Source organism: Roseburia sp. AF42-8, assembly GCF_003435965.1.
Classification (GTDB): Bacteria; Bacillota; Clostridia; order Lachnospirales; family Lachnospiraceae; genus Roseburia_C; species Roseburia_C amylophila.
Genome location: NZ_QTVB01000141.1, coordinates 1 through 769, shown reverse-complemented (window position 1 = coordinate 769; position 769 = coordinate 1). Strand labels below are relative to the sequence as shown.

The 769-nt window shown below is 46.0% G+C and carries 1 pseudogene; it reads left to right on the top strand.

The annotated features are described in order from the left end of the window. Positions 1 to 769, top strand: a pseudogene (locus tag DW059_RS16050) (hypothetical protein); the annotation flags it as partial.

Genomic DNA, 769 nt, shown 5'->3' with positions numbered 1-769 from the left:
CACAGCCATGCAGATATGTATCCCATCGATATGATGGCAGGCTATCTTCGCAGTATTATTGGTGGACAGTTAGGTGGCAGTAGTGCTACAATCAGTGCATATGATGCATCGGTTGTGAATGCAACAGAGTCTTTTCAACTGGCACAGATGATGGATGGAATGTTAAGTACATATCTCGAACAGGTGAAGGACAGGGTAAACTCCTGTGAGGAGTTCTATGAACTGCAGCAACAGCAGTGGCAGGAATCTATCCGGCTGAGAACAGAAGAAGGCATTGTGAAAACACTTGTCGGAGTCGGAACCATGATTCTGGGAGGAATGCTTGTCGTAGCAACCTGTGGTATGGCACTTCCACTGGTGACAACCGTTGGAGTTGTAGCAATTGGATTAGGCACAACTGCATATGGTTGTGCGAATGCTATAGAAGGTAGTCAGGATGTTTATGCAGGAGTAATAGGAGACCCAAGAATGGTATCGGTTAATCCAATCCGTGATACATTATTTGCCAGCAATCCGGAACTCTATTATTTAATAGGAAATGCGTTGACAATCTCAGCTTCTATGATACTGACCGGAGGAATGGCAGCAAATGCAGCAGTAAGTGCAGGAACATCCATAGGAAGGGCAGTAGTAACAGAGTATGCAAAGCAGGGACTGACGGTGGCAGCCAGCAGTTATGTGGAAAAGAGCATGACAGAAGCAACCAACAGTCCACTGGCAGGCTTTGTAGTTGGATCACTAACCGGAATGGCAACATATGGAACGCTCA